Source organism: Nonomuraea sp. MG754425 (genome assembly GCF_021699195.1).
Lineage (GTDB): Bacteria > Actinomycetota > Actinomycetes > Streptosporangiales > Streptosporangiaceae > Nonomuraea.
The window spans coordinates 1-422 of the sequence record NZ_SSXE01000520.1; the positions used below are offsets into that span (position 1 = coordinate 1).

A 422-nucleotide genomic window follows, 5' to 3' on the forward strand; every position below is an offset into this window, starting at 1 on the left:
ACGTCCTCGGTGAAGGCGGCCCGGCGCTCCCTGGCCTTGAGCCGTTCGGTGACGAGGTCCCGCAGCTCTTCGATCCGCTCCGTGCGGGTCTCCGGGGTGTTGCCGACCAGGCACGGGACGGAGGTGTCCACGTCGAGGTGCGGCAGCCAGCGCGTCCAGGAGAGGTGCTCGCCCCCGGACGCGGTGATGACCACCAGCCGCAGCTCGTCGGGGGCGCGCAGCGTGCCGAGCTGGATCAGCAGCCAGCGCAGCAGCGCGTCCACGGGGTCGGGCGGCCCGATGACGCCCAGCACGCCGATCTCGCGCAGATCCACCGTGACCGGCACCCCGGAGACCCGCACGGAGCGGATCGAAGAGCTGCGGGACCTCGTCACCGAACGGCTCAAGGCCAGGGAGCGCCGGGCCGCCTTCACCGAGGACGT

Annotated in this window: 1 protein-coding gene; it reads right to left on the reverse strand. The window is 72.7% G+C overall.

The annotated features are described in order from the left end of the window. The coding region (locus FAF44_RS53795; protein ID WP_237111206.1) for a hypothetical protein at positions 1 to 314 on the reverse strand (314 nt) is incomplete at its 3' end. Positions 315 to 422 lie beyond the last annotated feature (108 nt).